Source organism: Paenibacillus sp. MDV22-iso6 (assembly GCF_058408365.1).
Genome location: NZ_JBZVDZ010000001.1, coordinates 759,054 through 778,217, shown reverse-complemented (window position 1 = coordinate 778,217; position 19,164 = coordinate 759,054). Strand labels below are relative to the sequence as shown.

The 19,164-nt window shown below is 46.7% G+C and carries 14 protein-coding genes; 1 reads left to right on the top strand and 13 read right to left on the bottom strand.

The window, feature by feature from the left end:
* Window positions 1–238: 238 nt before the first annotated feature.
* The 13 genes from AC4PM4_RS03300 to fba form a co-directional block, all read right to left on the bottom strand.
* Window positions 239–2,287, bottom strand: coding sequence for a glycoside hydrolase family 16 protein (locus tag AC4PM4_RS03300; protein WP_491612743.1), 2,049 nt, complete (start codon window positions 2,285–2,287; stop codon window positions 239–241).
* 158 nt (window positions 2,288–2,445) lie between these two features.
* Window positions 2,446–4,017, bottom strand: a complete 1,572-nt coding sequence (locus AC4PM4_RS03295; RefSeq protein WP_491612742.1) for a response regulator — start codon at window positions 4,015–4,017, stop codon at window positions 2,446–2,448.
* Window positions 4,018–4,019: 2 nt separating this feature from the next.
* On the bottom strand, window positions 4,020–5,819 hold the full coding sequence (locus AC4PM4_RS03290; protein ID WP_491612741.1) for a sensor histidine kinase: 1,800 nt from the start codon (window positions 5,817–5,819) through the stop codon (window positions 4,020–4,022).
* A 96-nt stretch (window positions 5,820–5,915) separates the two neighbouring features.
* Window positions 5,916–7,577 (bottom strand): extracellular solute-binding protein, encoded by a 1,662-nt coding sequence (locus tag AC4PM4_RS03285; RefSeq protein WP_491612740.1) that lies wholly within the window; start codon window positions 7,575–7,577, stop codon window positions 5,916–5,918.
* 254 nt (window positions 7,578–7,831) lie between these two features.
* Window positions 7,832–9,379, bottom strand: a complete 1,548-nt coding sequence (locus tag AC4PM4_RS03280) for a right-handed parallel beta-helix repeat-containing protein (RefSeq protein WP_063565009.1) — start codon at window positions 9,377–9,379, stop codon at window positions 7,832–7,834.
* 50 nt (window positions 9,380–9,429) lie between these two features.
* Window positions 9,430–10,386 carry a carbohydrate kinase family protein gene (locus AC4PM4_RS03275; RefSeq protein ID WP_491612739.1) on the bottom strand — a complete coding sequence of 319 codons (957 nt, stop codon included), beginning with the start codon at window positions 10,384–10,386 and terminating at the stop codon, window positions 9,430–9,432.
* Window positions 10,383–11,684 carry an alpha-galactosidase gene (melA, locus tag AC4PM4_RS03270; protein WP_063565011.1) on the bottom strand — a complete coding sequence of 434 codons (1,302 nt, stop codon included), beginning with the start codon at window positions 11,682–11,684 and terminating at the stop codon, window positions 10,383–10,385. Before melA ends, AC4PM4_RS03275 begins: the two co-directional genes overlap by 4 nt.
* Window positions 11,685–11,702: 18 nt before the next feature.
* Window positions 11,703–12,527 carry a carbohydrate ABC transporter permease gene (locus tag AC4PM4_RS03265; RefSeq protein ID WP_063565012.1) on the bottom strand — a complete coding sequence of 275 codons (825 nt, stop codon included), beginning with the start codon at window positions 12,525–12,527 and terminating at the stop codon, window positions 11,703–11,705.
* 22 nt (window positions 12,528–12,549) lie between these two features.
* Window positions 12,550–13,485 carry a carbohydrate ABC transporter permease gene (locus AC4PM4_RS03260; RefSeq protein WP_063565013.1) on the bottom strand — a complete coding sequence of 312 codons (936 nt, stop codon included), beginning with the start codon at window positions 13,483–13,485 and terminating at the stop codon, window positions 12,550–12,552.
* A gap of 15 nt (window positions 13,486–13,500) precedes the next feature.
* Window positions 13,501–14,793, bottom strand: a complete 1,293-nt coding sequence (locus AC4PM4_RS03255) for an ABC transporter substrate-binding protein (RefSeq protein WP_063565014.1) — start codon at window positions 14,791–14,793, stop codon at window positions 13,501–13,503.
* Between the two features lie 70 nt (window positions 14,794–14,863).
* Window positions 14,864–15,664 (bottom strand): DeoR/GlpR family DNA-binding transcription regulator, encoded by an 801-nt coding sequence (locus AC4PM4_RS03250; protein WP_063565015.1) that lies wholly within the window; start codon window positions 15,662–15,664, stop codon window positions 14,864–14,866.
* Window positions 15,665–15,848: 184 nt separating this feature from the next.
* Window positions 15,849–16,778: a 1-phosphofructokinase family hexose kinase gene (locus tag AC4PM4_RS03245; RefSeq protein WP_063565220.1), complete on the bottom strand. Its 930-nt coding sequence runs from the start codon at window positions 16,776–16,778 to the stop codon at window positions 15,849–15,851.
* Window positions 16,775–17,641: a class II fructose-1,6-bisphosphate aldolase gene (gene fba, locus AC4PM4_RS03240; RefSeq protein ID WP_063565016.1), complete on the bottom strand. Its 867-nt coding sequence runs from the start codon at window positions 17,639–17,641 to the stop codon at window positions 16,775–16,777. The genes AC4PM4_RS03245 and fba overlap by 4 nt, the downstream gene beginning before the upstream one ends.
* Before the next feature lie 284 nt (window positions 17,642–17,925).
* Here fba and AC4PM4_RS03235 point away from each other — a divergent pair, with 284 nt between their 5' ends.
* The gene (locus tag AC4PM4_RS03235; protein WP_063565017.1) at window positions 17,926–18,969 is read left to right on the top strand and encodes an SIS domain-containing protein; all 1,044 of its coding nucleotides are present in this window, start codon (window positions 17,926–17,928) and stop codon (window positions 18,967–18,969) included.
* Window positions 18,970–19,164 lie beyond the last annotated feature (195 nt).

Here is a 19,164-nt window from a genome sequence, read left to right as displayed (position 1 = left end):
AGGCTTGATATAAAGACTCCAAGTAGCCTTCGTTCAATTGTTGAACGAAGGCTGCTTCATTATTGTAGAAAAGATTAGTTTCGCTTGAGACTAACCGGCTACCTTCTCAAACGACAAAGACCAACAACATTTTGTTGTTGGTCTTGCCTGTCTTTTCTTCTCCGTTCAGCTTGCCTTATCACCCATAACTATGGTGAATGGCCTCGACACGACCCCAATCGCGGAAACGGCTGTTTTATTACTGTTCTTTATACACACGTACATAATCCACTTGCATAGTTGCCGGGATATCGGACGCGTTCGGAGTACGGCCACCGTCGAAGTTTCCGCCGACTGCCAAGTTCATAATGAGATAGAACGGCTCATCGAAAGGTGCGTTCGGATTGTTCGGTGCAGCTGTGGAATACCACTGCTGGTTAGTGACTTTATAGAAAAACTTGCCGTCGACATACCATTTAATGTTGTCCTCTTCCCAGACAACCGAGTATACATGATAATCATTGGCAAAAGTTTGCCCTTCTGGGAAGTGATAATCGCCACCCGAAGACTGGTTCACCGGCCATTGTCCGCCAAAATGTACGGTACCGCTTACAGACCCAGGTAGACGTCCTCTTGCTTCCATAACATCGATTTCACCTGATGCAGCCCATGTGCCGTATACAGAATCTTTTGGAAGCATCCACAGTGCTGGCCAAACGCCATCACCTGTAGGAAGCTTGGCACGAAAATCTACTCTGCCGTACTTCAAGGAAAGTTTATCCTTGGTGTTAATCTTACCTGAAGAATACTGTGCATACCGATTCGGATCCTGCGGGAAAGATTTGCTATCATTCATGGCTTTGATATTCAGCTTCCCGTCCTGTACATAAACATTTTGGGTGCTGTTCGTGTAGTGTTGCAGCTCTGCATTACCCCATCCCCAAGTAGCCGGATCGTTATTGAGATAATATCCTGTTTCATAGTTCCATTTACTTGTATCCAGCGTAGTTCCGTTGAATTCATCCTGCCAGATGAGATTCATGCCCGCGATAGCTGGGTCAGTTGGTGTTCCGATGGAGATATCCTCTTGATCGGATACATCCGGACGCGGAGCATTTGGATTACCGATGAAGGTATAGTTGACAAAGTTGTTGCCAATATTTCCACCCGCCTGTCCGTTCAGCGGATATCCGATACGGATTTGCATATTTTCCTGGATTGGCTGGAACCAAAGACCATAGATATAATCGGCCCAGTATCCCCACTGGTTGGCATCAGACATATTGTTGTAGCCATTAGCGGAGTATGCAAACTTGCTCTGACTGGAGTTACTCAACTCCACCCATTGCCCATTGATGTTAATCTGGTATACAAAGTTGCCCAGTTCCTTGGCGATTGGCGCACCCCCATCAATTTTGGGAAGTGGAATTCCAATGGAACCATTCGCATCTGCTGTGAAGGTTGTTCCTTCGTATGGCGTAATGACATATGAATTTCTTGTAGGTTCATTAAACGTAATGGTATAAACAAGGTTAGCTGAAGAAGTCTTTGATTCCAATTTGACGTTGATCGACTCCGTTACGTTAAACCAGTACCCTCCACCACCGTCGGTGAATTGGCCGAAGTTATGATCATAAATCCAGCCGCTAGCTGCATTATTGTCAATATCAATCCATGTGCTGCTGTTTACAGGTTTTACATACACCTTCAAATCATCCGCTACGGCTTCATAGGTTACCGCAGAATCATTGTTGAACGTTGGATATGTAAAGCCTGCACCGCCTGTGAAACTTGCTGTAATTTGCGGCCCTTGTGTCGGATTCATCGCTGTGATGGTTGTTTTGTTAATATTTTGGAATACAAGTTGATATTCAAGCTTAACACCATTTGCTTTGGAGTACAGTTGAATTTCGGTTGTTGCGGAAAGGGTGAACCAATAGCCATTGAAACCACCATCGCTCCAGTGCCCCCAGTTTTGGTTATAGATATAACCTCCGGCTTGATCAATATCAACCCAGTTGTTACCCACTTTCACATTGACACCCACATCACTGTAGACATCATTCCACGTAGCGGTGCCCCCATTGAACTTAGGCATAACAAATCCGTAGCTGGCTTTGCCAACCCCTGATTTTGAAATAACAGGTCCATCTGCTGATGAGAAGTACTCCATTGAGGTAACTGTCGTTCCAGCTGCTTGAACTTTTGAAGTTGGCAGCACGCCAACACTAGCCAGCATCACAACCACTAAGAACAAACCAAGTACCTTTTTCATAAACCGTTTCTCCGTAAAGTGAGATGGTTTCATAATTGCCCTCCTTTGATAGGATAATAGTTTCACCCAATCTATGCGTATAAAGGTAATCGCTTACATCGGGGAATATCTTTATTCTATCGAATAGGATAATCTGCTGAAAAGGTACAATTATTTTTGTTATATCCCATTTTTTTGGGTTTTGATTCAATTTATATATTTGTACTGTGATATTGCACTTCACGTTCTACCTTTTGGCGCATCATTTGTCGATACTCTGTGGGTTGAATTTCCATCACAAGGCGGAACGCTCGCGTAAAGCTTTTGTAGCTTTCATAGCCTACCATAGCAGCAACTTCAACAATCTTATGATCGGTTTCGGCTAGGAGACGCCGTGCTTTATCCATACGTACATCTCTCAGATATTCGGCAAAACCTTTGCCAATGTTCTTCTTGAATAGATTTGAGAAATAGGCGTAATTAAGCGACACATGATTGGATACCATCGCGAGGTCCAGCGGCTTATGATAGCTCTCGTGTATAAAACGGATGGCTTCATTTAAATCCTGAGAATTGCGATAACTGTGCTTATATTCAAAATAGAACTGATTCAGTCGAAGCAGCTGCTGTTGCAGCGCTTGAATATAATCGCGCATCCCCGGATAATCAAAGAGATTACGCAAAGATTCAAGATCCAGCGCTTCTTCACCCATGTAGGGGCGAATTACTCGTTCGTATTCCTCCATCATCTGCACTGTGGCACCACAGAGCTGTTGGGTATAGCCAATATGATAGCGTTGAAGCACATTTTTATGAAATATTGCGGAAATGCCCTGAGCAATTTTACCACTATCGTCGGTCCCAACAGACTGGAACAGTTCATACAGTTCTTCATAGGGAAGTTGCCACTGCTGCTCCATATGCTCAATAGCTGCTGGCAGGATGATATATTGATCTGGAAACAGATAACTATGGTGGAATAGCTCATGTACTTGTGTATAGCTGCCGGGCAACATCTTTAATCCTTGCTGCGGGTCAGTCATAACGGTTATGGCATCGATCATTCCTTCCTTGAGTGCCGCTGGCAAAGCATCCGGATCTATCGCTGCATCCACTGCAAGGATCAGATACGGGCTGTGTTGCAGGCAAACGCAACCTTGTCTACCGAACACACTATAAGCAATAGCTTCCATGCTATGGACGCTGCTGGAACCCGGCTGGTTGATCCAACATTTCTCTCGCAGCAAACATAAGCGATAATTGTGCCAAAGCGAAGGATTTTGTTCCTGGATTTGGAGGATCCAGGCCTCATCGTTTAACGCTCCCTGCATAAACATTCGTAATTCTTTACGATCTGTCTCTCGGGCGAGACGGGAGACATGCTGCATGTTGTACGTAAGCGTCTGCCGTGTCTGGATTTCTTGCCATACATGCTCTAGTGAAGTTTGCAGATCCTCTCGCTTCAGAGGTTTTAACAAGTATCCCTTTGCCCCAAGTTCGATGGCTTTTTGAGCATATGTAAAATCACTATAACCGCTAATAATGAGGTATTCCACCTCGATGCGCTCCTCTTTGGTCTTTGCCATCAGTGCGAGTCCGTCCATGTCCGGCATCATAATATCAGTAATAACGATGTGAATGTTATGCTGGCGCAAAAGGATTAGCGCCTCCATCCCACTTGCGGCAGAGTATATGTTGTTCAGCTCCAGAGGAAATTGATGCAGCATCGCCTGCAGACCGTCACGTATGTGCTTTTGATCGTCCACAACCAGAATATTGATCACTCCTACCACCCTCCAAGATTTACATTTTCCCAAGGCAAATGTATCGTTACACAGGTATAAGCGCCCTGAACACTATCAATCCAAAGACCGCAATTCTCTCCATAATGAAGCTGCAGCCGCTTATTCACATTTTCCAAACCAAGTCCGTTCTTGCTGGTAACAATCGGCGAATCCGAGTCTCCCCGCAGTGCCGCTTGCAGTCGAACTAACATCTCCGGGTCTAACCCCTCTCCATCATCTTGTATGTTAATAAGCAAGCGTTCATTCTCCACTGAAACGGTGATCTGAATACACACACTCCCGCCTGATGGTGCAGCGTGATGCACTGCATTTTCAACGATAGGCTGCATGCACATTTTAGGAATTGCATAGCGGAGCACCTCCTGCGGGAGATCTGCCGTCAACATGATGCTGCCGCCTTCCATTAAATTAATAAATTGAATGTAACTTTGAATGTTGGCTAGTTCCTCGCGAAGCGCAACCGTATCGCTGCGCCACTGCATGCTGTAGCGAAGTTGCGAACCTAATGATACCAATGAATTTGCAATAGCGGGTTGCCGTTGAACCTCCGCGAGCATTCGAATAGATTCCAATGCGTTATACAAAAAATGAGAGTTGATCTGCGAATGCAGGGAATGCAGCTGTGCGTTTTTGGCGATTAATTGTTTATCCACGACCTGTGTCATCAGACGTTTAACCTCATGTAACATTTTGTTGTAAGACACAGCCACCTCATCGATCTCATCCCCTCTTTCGTTCTTATCTAGGCCGGTATCAATCGTTGCATCCAGTTCTCCTTTTCGTACCTGACGCATTGAAGCCAGTACGCTGTCCAGTCGTCGGAAAATGCGCCGAGTTGTATGTGATACGAGCAGCATGATGAGCAGCAGAACAAATAATGTAATCGTTACCACAAATGCATACCAGCTGCGTGGCCCCTTCATTAATGCCTGATGGGAGGCGATATCGACCACATAAGTATTTAGCGGAGCGATATATCGGTACAGTGCATAGTAGCTCTGATCACCTACCTTAATCTTAACGGGACTTTCCTGTGGCATTACATCCAGCTGGCGATGAATACCACCAAGGATTTCGTCCAGTCCTTCTCCGGCTTTTCGAGAAAACTCATGCTGGGGGTTATAAACATATTGGGGAGGATCGCTTTCGTTCATTAAAACAGAGAAGAAGTCTCCCTTGCTCTCCTGGAGCAGATCGCTGAAAAACATACTGTGTGGAACGCGAATTTCCATAATACTAGGCCTTTTTTTCTCCTGACCCTGAAGGCGAACCAGCCGGTAGTATGATAGCGTATGTTCACCATCCTTAAAAGAAAATAAGCGGTAAGCCGCACCACCTTCATCCCGAAGTTTAGCCCAGTAATCTTGCGGCCAAAATTTCTGATAATGATAGATTTCAGGCCAGATTTCATACAAGTTCGGGTTATCCACGTAAAAGCTGAGCTCACTGATCATCGCATTACTCTGAATGATATTTTGCATTTGCTTAAATTTCACCAGTCGTAGTCCATCCACAAGCATATTGGAATGAATAAAATCCACAAATGACTTTTGAGTGAGTGCCGTGTTGGAAGCGTTCTCAATGATATCCATTCTGCTGCGCAATTGTTCGTTTAGCCATGAAACGTGGCTGTTGCCCGCTGACATAGCGTCCTTGTATAGCTGGGTTTCCTGCATGCGAATATATAAAAAGGATACTAAAATAACGGGTATGGCAATCATCAGGCTAAACGCCAGAAACAGCTTTTGGGATATACGGGCATTGCGGTAAAGTTTCCTCATTCTAGTAAGTAGGTAATTCACTCTGAAATCCTCACCACCTTTGTTATACCATATATTACAAGTTAGTCGATAGAGAGCGAGGTTGTTAGGGAATGATTATTCAGCCATCTTGGCTTTTCTCGCTTTCAGCTCGGTCTGAAGGTATTCCATTACCTGATTAAAACCGTAATTCACACGACGGGCCAAGAAATTTTCGAAAATTTTATCAAAAGCAGCTTCATCTTTGGCAGTAATCAGTTCAGGCAGAACTTCTTCCCAATTCTGAGAAATACGCGACCAGGATAAGGCTATATCGGAATCTCCTATAGGATCTATTCCCTTATAGATGCCGCTGTCCATATCCGCCTGTTTGTTCGCGAACTCCTCCATTTGCTTAACGGATGGCGCCTTTTCTGGTCTCCACTGGTTAACGAAGGCAGGGTTGCGCAGCATCCAGTAGGTATCCATGATACCGTATTCCTTTTCCAGACGCTCCCTATCTGTGTCAAGCAATTGGACCATTTCCGCCGTCAACTGCGGTTTGCCATCCCTCATCGCCCATGTTTCGCCTTCTTTACCCAGAAATACATCCCTTTGGCCTTCTTCACTCGCTAAATAGCTCAAAAATCGGATGGCTCGTTCAGGACTCTTGGTGGATTTGCTAATCATCGTAACCATCCAACCGTCCATGTTACCAGGGAACAATCTGGCGGAATCACCGTGACTGTTTTGCGGGCCATCCACAGCGATGTAGTATGAGTTTGGATATGCACCTGCCGCCAATATCGGATTGATAGCCGCCATGCCAGTCCACTCGCGAATCATCATAAAATAACGGGAATTACTGGTTTTTTCCTCTACCTGAGCATTCGAATCCACCAGAAAATCCACATTAATCAGGCCACGCTCATAAGCTGTACGGAAGGTTTTCAACCAGGTGATATAGTCTGGGTCGGTCATACGGTCGTTAAATTTCCCGTCCTTTTCATGCGGAATAGCCAGCAGGTTTTGCAGGTACTCGGTCATCCCATAAGAGACATTCCCCTGAGCAAAGAAGGGACTAATGAGCTGACCTTTATACACAGAATACTGATCTTTTAACAATTGCAATGCGTTCAGAAAGCCTTCCGGAGTGCTCAAATCGGGTCTACCCATAGCCTCATAGAGATCCTTTCTTACCAAAAAGGTTTGGTTCGCAGCCGTCAAACCGGTTGTCTGCATTAGGCTGGGGCTGTATGAATCATTTGGAATGCCATATGTATTGCCGTTTTCCTGACGATACCACTTCAGTGTACCGTCCCCCGCGACCTTGAAAAAGTAGGGATCATATTGCTCCGCCAGTTCATTTAAGGCATACACCTGATCCCCTTCCCACAACTTATTAATCGCACTTTCCCACGAGCCTATTGTCATCAAATCAGGCAGCTTACCGGAAGTCATCATGAGCGCAATTTGTTCGCTTGCTTCACCCGATGGTACTTCGAATTTGATGTTAACACCTGTTTTCTCTGTTACAATTTTGGAGGTCATGCTCTCACCCCATGTGTGCCCATACCAGTTCGCACCTACAAACCAGGTCAAATCCACAGGCGTGGTATCAAGCTTCCATGCGGGTTCATCAGGGTTCAACTTGTATTCAATCGGCTGTTGTTTAGGATGAACGGGCTGTGGGAGTGATGGATTTTCACTTTGCTCTGATTGGGAACACGCGGCCAAAACCAGCATTAAGATTATGGTCCCATAGATGACCATGCTGTGCTTAATGGAACCGGGTTTCATTCCATATCCTCCTTTCTTGACTACAGTTGTGAATTAACCTTTGCATTAATCATCCTATAACCGATTTTACTATCCTTGGATCGAAATGGAAATGGCGCTGACTACCTAAATATTGGTTTAGATAAGTTCTAACTCAGGCACGGCTATTTAAAGAGGATTATTACTCTTTAAATAAAATAAAACAAAGGCAGCTGATTACTCAGCTACCTTTGTTTTATTGCCTTCGGGAGAGTCTTCCCGTTAGGTTATAAGTCTCACTCGTAAGCGCCGATATTCACAGCAGCCCCCTGTACTCTCGGTTTCCCCTCAATGTCCAGTGTTCCGATAATTGCGTTGTCCGTGTTCCCGGCATCAATCGCTGGAGATGTAGATTGAAGATGGAAATCGTATCCTGAAGCATTCACAAATTTGGGATCGATGAACAAGGAATGCGCGTCATTGCCAGTTCCCGTTTTATAAGCGGAGAATCCTGTGTAATCTTTATTTTTCCAAGTCCAGCTGGCTCCATTGCTTCCGGCAGGGGCAAAATAAAGATTATAATCCACAACGTTTCCGGAATTTTTGGTGTATTCATTGTAAATCAATACATCTGTAGAGCTGGCTACGAAGATGTTGTTCTTAATTACGTTATTTTGTGTGTCGTATTGAACGTAAAGCTGGCCGCTGCCATCGCCAAGCGTGTCATTTTTGTATACGGTATTGTTAACGATCTTACAGTTTACGGTGGAGCCGCGTTTGGTATCATACCCGCCCATCGCGATGCCGGTGAGTCGGTTGTTGTAGACTGCGTTGCTGCGAACAGTAATATTGCTGGTAGATTTACCGGCATGCTCGGACGCAATCTCGATACCGATATCATTGTTGTAGCTGTAGTTCTGTTCAATAATACTATCCTTGCCACCATCGACATAAATGCCATCGGCCGCATTACTGTTATTCGGAAGTGACTTCCCATACGAAGGATTATTGTTGGAAGTGATATTGTAGACTCTGTTGCCCTTCACGAGTCCGTTCCGTACCTGATCGTAAGTCGTATTTGGCGCTTTACCCTCATATCCGATGAGATCAATGCCGATGTTGTCGTTATCGTGGATGACATTATTCGTCACCGAGAAGGTGTCCACGTTACCGTTGAGAACCAGGGATTCGCTGGAGCCGAGCACAAGATTATACAGTTCATTACCATTAATCGTAATATCGTGAATGGATTCCGGTGCCTTTGTTCCATATACGGCGATCCCATGTGCGTCACGGCCAAGGAGATCACTGCCGGTTGGGGTGGCCGTGTTTTTGATATCATGGACTTTGTTACCAGACAAATTGATAAAGCTGCCTGATCCGTGAACATAAATGCCTACGGGCATGACGTCCTTGGTAGCTGTAGTATAATTGCGAATTTCAAATCCCTGAAGGGTAACGTAATTCACATCGGTCAGGTCAATCAACCCTTCAATCCCGCTAACCGAAAGTCCTGTACCGTCAATAATCGGAGTCTCCGTGCCATCGTTAGTGAATACAATCGGCCCCTGTGAAGCGGAGCCTGAGCGGGTGATCTTCAGCTTCTGGTTGTACACACCGCCACGAACATGCACCGTACTGCCTGCAGGAACAGCATCCGCTGCGTGCTGGAGCGTCTTCCATGGCGCGCTGCTCGTTCCCGCACTGGAGTCATTTCCGTTTGTCGCTACGTAGTAATCTGTGCCTGCTGCGGCAGCAGATGAGGACCATTCAATGCCTGAAACCAGTCCTATCCCTACCGCCATACTTAATCCCACCAGCAATGTTTTACCGAATTTCAACATATTCTCAACTCCCTTTGATCAATTTGGTTGTGTTAGATTAAAACAAGGATTTATTGTTCATGCTCAGCCTGCAAAAGAAGAACAGCCTCCATTGTCGGCAAACTCCCTGTGCCACCAATGCCAAGTGTGGACAATGCTCCACATGCATTGGCAAATCGCAGCAGTTCATCACTTCGCATCCCAAGCAAGTATCCATATATAATTCCTGCGTTGAAACAGTCTCCTGCCCCTGTCGTATCGACGGGTGTCAAAGTGTAAGATCCGGCCGATATTCTACTTTCGTCCAGTTGACGTAGTGTAGCACCTTTTGACCCTTGTTTGACCGCTACAATTCCTGCCACATCAGGAAACATGGAATCAAGCACATGGCTTAGCCCAGCGGCAGGGAAAATGTGCAGCAGTTCATCCTCGCTGGGAATAAACAAATCAGTTACCGTCAGTAGTGCACTTATGCCCTCGCGGTCCCATTGATTGGATACATCCCAGCCGGTATCAAAAGACGTGCTGATTCCATCTGCCCGCAATCTTGTAAAGAGCTCTCGCCAATGAGGTCTCATTCCATCCTGCAAATAATAGGAACCAAAATGAAGATGTGAGGCCTGCTGTAGCAGGGACTCCGGGATATAATCCGGTGTTAACAATGGGATACTGCCAGCGTAAGTTAACAACCCGCGGTCATCGGGTGTGGAGAGCGACAGAGTTACACCTGTCTTGATGCCAGACAATCGGGTAACATGCTCTGTATTTAAGCCCATACGCTGCAGCTCAGCTATACAGAATTTTCCGAAATCGTCATCTCCCACTACGCTAACGAATCTCACATCCGCTCCCAGGCTTGCCAGCGCACAGGCCGTAATTGCTGAAGAGGAACCAAGTACAATCTCGAAGCCATCAACCATTTTCTCCCGATTCCATTCCGGCATGACATCCGTTCCCGATACAATGACGTCTACATTTAGCTCGCCAGCAATGACAACAACGGGACTTGTTTGTTGTCTCTGCATCATTTCAATACCGGAACAAATCCCTGTTCCGCCTCATACAGTTCATCGAACATACTTCCGATCTCCTCCAGGGAGCATACAGCAGCAGTTAGTGGATCGAGCATCAGTGCATGGCGAGCCATTTCCCTGTCACTCCTCCTCACAGCTTCCACTGCCAGGTCAAAAAAAGCCATGTTCGAGCGGCACAATGCGGCCAAATGCTCGGGCAGTCTTCCAAAGCGACAAGGCTGAACGCCTTTCCTATCAACGAGACAGGCCACTTCCACCACACCATCAGCCTGCAGATTTTCAATCAGCCCCCGGTTAGGAACGTTACCATAAATGACCTTCGGCTCATTCTTCAATACTGCTTCGATAATAATGGCTGCATATTCATTACTGGATTTCAGCTCAAGCGGTGCCGTTCCCTCAAGCTGTGAAACGATCTGCTCATCATTCTCTCTCCGCCAGATCGGCCAGTTGTCAGCGTAGAATCCCGTAGCTCCGTTATAACCTGAGTTGCAGTGCTGGTCGATAAGTGATTGGCGTTTACGGTAATACGGGATATATTCCGAGAAATGGCCGCTGGATTCCGAAACGAATGCACCCAGGTATTTCATCGCATCAAAGCGGACCGGGTCCTGCCGCAGCAGTTCAGGAGTTTGTATTTTCTCCAGTAATACTGGATACAGATCTCTCCCGGCGTGGGACAGCTCCACGAACCAGGACATGTGGTTAATACCTCCGGCTTTCCATGACATCTCTTCATATGGAACTCCTGCATATTCAGCCAGTTGAGCCGACGTGTTCTGGATAGAGTGGCATAGTCCCACCACCGGAATATCCGTAATGCGGGAAGTCAGGAGTGTAACCGCCGACATCGGGTTGGTATAGTTTAGAATGATGCAGTCTGGGCAGAGCGCTTCGATATCCCGCACAATCTCCATCCAGCTGGGAAGGGTACGGAGTGTCTTGAACAGTCCCCCTGGTCCCAGCGTATCGCCAATGCACTGCTTTACCCCATATTTCAGCGGAATTTCATATTCATAACGAACCGTCTCCAGCCCGCCTACTTCAATTTGATTAATCACGAACTGTGAACCGCCGATGACCTCTCTGCGATTTGTAGAGGCAATCACCTCCCACGTCTTCCCTGTCTGTTCCACGATCTGAAGCACCAGCCTGCGTGCCAACTCAAGCCGCCGCTCGTCAATATCAACCAGGGCAATAGTTCCACCCTCCAAGCCTTCAATCAGCAGGATATCCATAGCGATCTCTCGTGTAAATGCACTGCCTGCTCCGATAATTGAGATTTTAGTCATAACTCTTCTCCTCACCCGTTATTTCATGCCCGTCATAGCTAGGCCTTTAATAAATTGCTTCTGGAAGATCAGGAACATTATAATAACCGGTATTGTAATCAATACCGCAGCTGACATGACGACGTTGTAATTGACCTGGTGCGTTCCGTTAAAATAGACCAATGCCAGCGGAACGGTCATCTTGCTCTCATCATTTAATACAATCAGTGGCCACAGATAGTTATTCCAGGAGTTCATAAACGTGAATATTCCCAACGCTGACAGCATCGGCAGAATAAGCGGCATGACGATGCGAAGCATCAGCCTGAATTCGCCAGAACCGTCCATCCTTGCTGCCTCCAGCAGCTCCTGTGGAATCTCTTCTATGAATTGTTTAGCCAGAAATACGCCGTAGGAGCTAACCAGATTGGGCAAAATAATCGCCAGCAAATGGTTAACCAGTCCAAGCTCAGCCGTGATCAGATACGTGGGAATCATAATAACCTGAAAGGGAATCATCATGGTTGCCAGGATCAGAATGAACAGCAGTTTCTTACCTCTAAACTGATGCTTGGCAAAGACATATCCGGCTAGAGCGCTTGTAAACAAGGTCACCACCGTTATGATGACGGAAGTCATCAGACTGTTCAGCAGCCACGTGACAAACGGCGCCTCGCTAAAAACCGTTCGGTATCCGTCCAGACTCGGCTTACTTGGTAAAAAACCGGCGGAACCTGAGACGATGTCCATGTTACTTTTCAGAGATGAAAGTACCATCCAGACATAAGGCAAAAGCATAACACAAGCTATAACTGCAAGAACTGCGATAGTAAACCCTTCCCACAGGCTGAATTTACGCGGCATCGGATTCTACTCCCCTCTCCTCTTAATGTTCCCATTGCGTGCGTCCCCACCGAAGTTGCAGCAGCGTCACAAGCAGGATGATCATTAGAAATACGGTTGCCATAGCAGATGCGTACCCCATATTGGAGCTGGAGAAGGCCTGTTCATAGATTTGCAGTGACAGCACTCGTGTTTCGTTGAAGGGTCCGCCCTTGGTCATAATCTGAAATTGTGGGAAGGCCTGAAAATAGGAAACAACTGTCGTGATGGAAACAAACAGCAACGTTCTGCGCAGCAATGGCAGTGTGATGTGAAGAAAGACATGCCATCGGCCCGCCCCCTCCAGCGTCGCTGCTTCATAGTACATATCCGGGATAGAATCCAGTCCAGCAATGAAAAGAACGATATTATAGCCAATATCAGCCCACAAGGTCATCATAATGACGGAGTAGAGCGCATAATGCGGATCACTGAGCCACTGGATCGGCGCCATATTCATCTTGGCGAGAATCATGTTGAACAAGCCGTCATTGTAATTGAACATGGTATTCCAGACGATGGCCGTTCCCGCCAGCGGAGCGATCGTGGGAAGAAAGAATATAGTCCGAAAGCCATTTTTAAGCCACGGGATGCGGACTCGCTGAATCGCTGAAGCAATCAAAAGCGTAATGACAATGTTGATCAATACGGCGATAAATACAAATTTGAAGGTTACCCACAGTGACTTCAGAAAGATGGAGTCCTGGAACATGCGAATATAGTTTTCCGCCCCCACGAATATCGCGTTTGAGCTGAGCGGGTCATACTTGAATGCGGATAAGCCCAGGCTCCATGCGATGGGAAGGAAAGCAAACACCCCGAACAGAAGCAAGATCGGTACGAGTGAGATGATGATGAACCTTCGTTTTGCCCTGTAAGCTGTTGACTTTACCGCTGGGTTAACCTTGTCCGCCTTGTTGGTAGATATAGCAGTACTCATGCCCCAGCACCCCTATCACTTATGTTGATCCTGATTATCATTGATCGTCTGTTCAATGTTCGCTAACCCGTCCTGGACACTCTGCTGTCCACTAGCCATCAGCTGGAAATTGTCGTTAACCTGCTTGAAGAAGAAATCCCGGTCTGCTATAGGGCCGATCCATTGACCTAACGCCAATATGTCCAGCGAAGGCTTTAGATGAGGATTGTTCTTCAGGAATTCCGGGTTTTCGGCAATTTCTTTTTTGGCTGGTACGGTAAAGGTATCCGTATTCCATGTCGAGAGGTTGTCCTTCTCCGAGATGAATTGGATGAAATCAAGCGCAGCCTCCTGCTGTTTGCTTTTCTTGGATACCGCAAGACCCCAACCGGATTCGGCAGCAAAAACGGGTGGATTTTCCGTAAAGGAAGGCACGGAAACGTATTCAAAATCATCAACCTTATAGTTGTTCTGTCCCGCAGCAATCGTCCAGGGACCGCGATAGGTCATGGCTGATTTCCCCTGAAAAAAATAGTCAGAGGTATCCAGCTCACCGCCGAACGTGGTTAAATCCGCAACTTTGTCATCGGCCACGAGCGAGACCAAGGTGGACATCGCTTTCTCCGCCTCCGGTGAGTGGAAATTAACATGTTCGTCTTCACCCATAAAACTTGCACCTTGCTGCAAAATAAGGGATAAGAAAGTAAACGTAATATTGTCTGCTGATACAAAATCGAAACCTTTGACTTTGATGACATTGTTCTCACGGACAGTCAATTTTCTGGCGTAATCCACAAGCTCTGTCCAGTTGGACGGTGCGTGATCGAAGCCTTGGTCTTTGAGCATTTGCGGGTGAATCAACATGCCGCCGTTCTCAATGTTGTATTCAAGTGGCAGCCCGTATAACTTGTTGTCTCGCAAATATCCCCCAAGGGGAGCATCATAGTACTCTTTTTTTACATTTTCACTATCAGGGATTTCGACAAGCAGATCGTTCTTGGAATATTCGGGCACCCACGTACCGAAAAATTCGGCAATATCGGGTGGTTTCTTCGCGGAGAATGAGGCTTTCAGCTTCTGGCTGTATACATCATATGGAAAGGTCTGATACTCGATCGTTATATCGGGGTGTAAGGTCTGGTATTTGGATATTAATTTCTTGTATGCGCCCACAATGGCATCTTCCTGATGACTCCAAAAGACCAGATTCACCTTACCTTGCGGGTCTGCGGATGTATCGCCGCCTGAAGAGGAGGAGCTGGAACAGCCCGCTTCAGCGAATACAACACAAACCATCGCAATGATCAGCATAAACTTGGAAAAATGCATTCGCATATCCTCCCTTGTCCTGCAAATTAGCCAGCATATGAAGGGAAGGGCGTTTGAGTATTACGCGTATTTAAATAGAAGCAATGTGGTCTGTAGTTGTATGTATCGCAATCTGATGCTCCTGGCACGCCTGCTCAAACCATCCCTCCGGCTGTTTATTCGTAATTACCCCTGTCACCTGAGTTAAGGGAGCAATCGTAAACAAAGCACTTTTCTCAATCTTGCTTTGATCGAATACAGCATAAACTTCGCTGGAACGTTCCATTGTTAATTGGGCAATACGAGCTTCAAGCTCGGAATGCATCGTAAAGCCAAAATTCTGCGTTACTCCGTCCACCCCGAGAAACATTTTCGTAATGTTAATTTTGTCGATCACACTTTCTGCCAGCGGACCGCATAACTCGTAGCTTTTAGACCGCATAACGCCGCCAATGACCACAACCTGAATATCTTCGGCATCAGCCAATTCATAAGCAATATTCACCGCGTTGGTGACAATCGTAATATTACGATGCTTTTTGAGTGCTTTCGCAATAAAGAACGTCGTTGTACCGCCCGTCAGGCAGATAATGTCTCCCTCTTTAACAAGGGCAGCGGCCGTGGCAGCGATCCGTTCCTTATCCATCCGTCGGAAATCGCGTTTTGCTGCAAATGGTAGCTCCGATACCGCCGACGTCAGGCCCCCTTCATATATGGCTCCCCCATTTGTTCGAATAATTTCGCCCGCTTTTTCAAGTGCGTCCAAGTCACGTCTTGCGGTTGCTTCCGAGCAGCCAACCGTCTGGACAATCTCTTGCAGCGATATTTTTCCATGCGATTTAATCAGTTCCAATGTTTGTGCTCTGCGCAGTTCACCCTTTGAATATTGCATAAGTCTCTCCTTTAATATGTCTGGGCCTGCATGATATCCGTTAACTTCAGCCCGTGCTAGCTCTATTGTGTAGGATGAAAGGATGGATTGCAATATGTCGACGTGAACTGCATCCCATAAGAAAAGTATCTCTCTAACGGTTATTCATGAGGGATATGAAGCTGATTTTCAAAACCTTCAACCATCATAAAGGTATAATTTGCACCTGATGTTCGTACTCCTCAAACAGAACATAGTCGATGTCACCTGCTTTAGAAGACATTGCATTCGTAGCAGCAGCCGCGACAGCCGTACGCAGTCTGGACTCATCCGAATCGCCGCGCTCTCCTGCATATGCCATGCCGGCAACAAAGGCGTCTCCGCAACCTACCGTATTCACAGGCTGAATGGTTGGCGGCTTCACCATATATGCTTTTCCGTTTAAAATAGCCAGAGCACCGTCACTGCCGAGTGTTATGCACACCTCATCAATGTCTTGATCCGCCAACCTGTGCGCTGCACGGGCCCATTCGCTCACGTTTCTTGGCTTCTGCCCCAGCCATTCGGCCAGCTCCTGCTCATTCGGCTTCACGAAATGGGGTGTTGCACTCAGCCCAATGGTGAAACTTGTTCCACCTGTATCCAGAAAGGCTCGCGCGCCTGCTGAACGAACAATACAAATCAGTTCTGCGTACAATGTGTCCGGTGCACCTGGGGGCAAGCTTCCAGACATAATAACTGCACTAGACTGGATGGCGAGCTCCTGTACTTTTTTCTTGATCGCTTCAACTTCAGCTTCTGACATATTTGGACCCTGCCCAAGCAGCTCGGTAGAGCTACCACTGGAATCATCCACAATGTTGAGGCAGACTCGTGAGTCTCCCGCTGATTGGATAAAAGCAGTCCGTATCCCTCGTTCAGTCAGATTTCTCTCAATAAATACACCGTTATTGCCGGCAATAATGCCTGTAGCTGTGACTTCACCGCCGAGCTGCCGGATCACCTTGGCTACGTTATTGCCTTTGCCGCCCGGCTCATTAACCTGTCTTGTCACCCGATGCATTTGACCTACGCCAAACTTGTCAACGTATAATGTCCGGTCGATGGCCGCATGGAGTGTGACCGTGGTAATCATCGGACTACGCCGGCTTTGCCAGTGCTTCCACATAACCGTATTTTCTCCATGGCAAGCCGTTTAACTGCTTCCTTCGCCGGAGCCATGTATTTACGTGGATCATTCTCTTCTGGATGGATTAAAAATACATCTTTGATAGCTTCGGAAAAAGCAATACGCAGCTCTGTGGCTATATTTACCTTGGACATCCCAAGTGCAACCGCCCGATGAATCTGTTCAGCTGGTATGCCCGAACCACCGTGCAGCACCAAAGGAACCGATACTCGATTCGCAATGGTTTCAATTCGTTCAAAATCTATGTTCGGCTGTCCCTTATAAATACCGTGTGCGGTACCGATTGCTGGAGCCAGTGTAGTTACACCAGTACGTTCAACAAACTGCACGCAATCTTCCGGATCTGCTAGGGAAGCATGCTGTTCCTCGACGACAATATCGTCCTCAACGCCGCCAACCTTACCAAGCTCAGCCTCCACGTTTACGCCAGATGCCTGAGCAACCTCCATCACTTTACGGGTTAGGTTCACATTTTCTTCAAAAGGATACATGGATGCATCGATCATAACGGAGGTATAACCTGCTCGTATGCATCGGATAATCGTTGAAAAATCAGTGCAGTGATCCAAATGAAGTGCGATGGGGATATCCGTCAAGTCCGCTGCGGTTTTAGCCGCATGAGCAATGTAATCTGGTCCCAAGTGGTTGACTGTGCCCACCGTGGTTTGAATAATGAGCGGTGATTCGGTTTCTACAGCCGCTTCAACGACAGCCTGAAGCATTTCCAGGGTATGAACGTTAAATGCAGCGATGGCGTATTGATCCCTGCGAGCTGTTTGCAGCATTTCAGTGGACGAGATCAGTGGCATATCCATTCCCCCTTTTAAGGTTTCGTCGTTACATAGCGACGATTTGAACGATCCTGCACCTCCCTTCACGGGTCAGATGAGTATGGGAAACATTTGATGATTTCTAGCTTGTGATCATAATAATCTTTTTATTTGATTAAATCAATCATTATTTTGGAAAACTATTGCAATTTACAGGGATATAAAGGCATAATTATGATTATCACAATCATTTAACTATATATTTGATCGAAAAGATCACAAACTGAAGCTATCAATCTAAATCATTCCCGGGAGGTATTTTTATGAGTTTGACGTATCTTGAAGTAAAAGAACAATATAAGGCCCTACAGCAGACCTACAACTATTTACTGGCCAAGCGCACGGAATTTACTGCCTTTGTCCAAGCTCAAGCGATTACCTCCGTAACCTTTGTTGGCGCCGGGTCCAGCTATTGCTTGAGCGAAGCGGCCGCTTTTTCCTTCCGTTTGCGTGCTGGCCTGCCTGCAATGTCACTTGCCGCTGGTGATCTCATGCTCCATGCAGAACGCTATCGTCCCATGCTGGAGGGTAGCCTGATCATAGCGCCGTCACGATCTGGCAGTACGAGTGAGGTCGTTGAAGCATTGCGTTTACTTCAGTCCGATCAACGTATTCCATTATTAACGATTTCTTGTGTAACGGGCTCGCCGTTATCCAAAAACGCTGATTTCCCTCTGGAACTGCCCTGGGCTTTTGACCATAGCGTTTGCCAGACCCGCACAGTAACCAATCTGTATGCAGCCAATCTGCTGCTTGCCGCTTTTCTTGCTGGTGATGAGGAGCTGATTATCGATATGCAGGAAGCGATTCATCAAGGTGAAGCCTACATGGCATGTGTAGAGGACAGCATCCGCCGTGTCTCCAACTTCAATTGGACGAATACAGTCCTGCTTGCAGACGGTGAACTACAAGGCCTGGCAGCCGAGGGTGCCATCGCTTTGACCGAAATTGCCAAGACACAAGCCCACGCATACCATCTTCTTGACGTTCGGCACGGCCCGATGGTCACCGTGGGTTCGGATACTTTAGTGATTGCTGCCTTGTCGGACAGCGGTATTGAGCATCAACGCAATCTGTTGAGGGATATTAAGGAGCGTGGAGCCACCATTATTACATTTGCCGATCGGGCGATGGGCATCCCGCAGGAGTTCATCGACCTTGAAATCACAACTAGTCATCCGCTTAATACAGCGGTGCGGGGTATTCCTTTCATCTTCATCTCGCAAATCGCTGCTTTGGCTAATGCCGAACGCCATGGTATTAACCCGGATCAGCCCGATGGGCTGGTGGCCTGGGTCAAGCTATAAAAGATAGCTTTGTTCTTTCAATTGGCTTGGAAGGTTGGAAAAGGGGATTTTCAGAGGGAGATTCAAAGACTTCTATTCAGCAGAATAGAAGTCTTTTACTTGAAGGTCAAAAATCAATTTCATGCGTCCCGTGAGATAATTAGGCAAACATTTGATATGAATGATATAACGCTAGAATGATGATTTGGTACATAA

Bases quoted from the DNA above. Each gene is read 5' to 3' on its own strand.
- AC4PM4_RS03300 (WP_491612743.1), bottom strand. From the start codon at position 2,287: ATGAAACCATCTCACTTTACGGAGAAACGGTTTATGAAAAAGGTACTT.
- AC4PM4_RS03290 (WP_491612741.1), bottom strand. From the start codon at position 5,819: ATGAGGAAACTTTACCGCAATGCCCGTATATCCCAAAAGCTGTTTCTG.
- AC4PM4_RS03285 (WP_491612740.1), bottom strand. From the start codon at position 7,577: ATGAAACCCGGTTCCATTAAGCACAGCATGGTCATCTATGGGACCATA.
- AC4PM4_RS03280 (WP_063565009.1), bottom strand. From the start codon at position 9,379: ATGTTGAAATTCGGTAAAACATTGCTGGTGGGATTAAGTATGGCGGTA.
- AC4PM4_RS03275 (WP_491612739.1), bottom strand. From the start codon at position 10,386: ATGATGCAGAGACAACAAACAAGTCCCGTTGTTGTCATTGCTGGCGAG.
- melA (WP_063565011.1), bottom strand. From the start codon at position 11,684: ATGACTAAAATCTCAATTATCGGAGCAGGCAGTGCATTTACACGAGAG.
- AC4PM4_RS03265 (WP_063565012.1), bottom strand. From the start codon at position 12,527: ATGCCGCGTAAATTCAGCCTGTGGGAAGGGTTTACTATCGCAGTTCTT.
- AC4PM4_RS03260 (WP_063565013.1), bottom strand. From the start codon at position 13,485: ATGAGTACTGCTATATCTACCAACAAGGCGGACAAGGTTAACCCAGCG.
- AC4PM4_RS03255 (WP_063565014.1), bottom strand. From the start codon at position 14,793: ATGCATTTTTCCAAGTTTATGCTGATCATTGCGATGGTTTGTGTTGTA.
- AC4PM4_RS03250 (WP_063565015.1), bottom strand. From the start codon at position 15,664: ATGCAATATTCAAAGGGTGAACTGCGCAGAGCACAAACATTGGAACTG.
- AC4PM4_RS03245 (WP_063565220.1), bottom strand. From the start codon at position 16,778: ATGATTACCACGGTCACACTCCATGCGGCCATCGACCGGACATTATAC.
- fba (WP_063565016.1), bottom strand. From the start codon at position 17,641: ATGCCACTGATCTCGTCCACTGAAATGCTGCAAACAGCTCGCAGGGAT.
- AC4PM4_RS03235 (WP_063565017.1), top strand. From the start codon at position 17,926: ATGAGTTTGACGTATCTTGAAGTAAAAGAACAATATAAGGCCCTACAG.